The organism is Cupriavidus sp. CP313 (genome assembly GCF_054072015.1).
In genome coordinates, this window is sequence record NZ_JBSVZB010000098.1 from 1 (window position 1) to 592 (window position 592).

Annotated in this window: 1 protein-coding gene; it reads right to left on the reverse strand. The window is 64.5% G+C overall.

Translation table 11 applies throughout. The annotated features are described in order from the left end of the window. On the reverse strand, positions 1–592 hold a 592-nt coding region (locus tag ACW4E8_RS41060; RefSeq protein ID WP_456809702.1), incomplete at both ends, for an IS110 family RNA-guided transposase.

Here is a 592-nt window from a genome sequence, read left to right on the forward strand (position 1 = left end):
GATTTACATACTGAGGGTCGTAATGGCGGCCATGGGCCAGCAAGGCCCATGCCGTGCGCGCCATTTTGTTCGCCAATGCCACCACCACGACGTTGGTGGGGCGACGTGCCAGCATGGCGTCAGCCCAGGGCGGCCGTTTGCCGGATCGCGTCAGCACGACGCGTGCCCCGTGGATAAGCAGGCGCCGCAGGTACGGGTCGCCCCGTTTGCTGATACCGCCCAACTGTACTTTGCCGCCGGAGCCGGACTGTCTCGGAACCAGACCCAAGCTTGCCGCGAAGGCCCTGCCTGAGCGGAAGGCTTGGGCAGAACCCATGGTCGCCACCAGGGCCGAGGCGGTAATCGGACCAATGCCCGGAATCTCTTCCACGGTCTGCCCTGCGGCATGGCTGCGCAGGCAGTTGGCGATCTCGCGCTCGATCTCCAGGATTTGGTCGTCCTGACGCCGGATTTCATCCAGTTGACGGGCCAGGGCCAACCACAGCATAGGCGGCACAGTCTTCTCAATTTCTTCCCGACGGGCGCGTATTTCGGCCAACCCGGCGTGGCGGCCTGCCGCGAAGTGCAGTCCAAATTCGCCCAGCAATCCGCG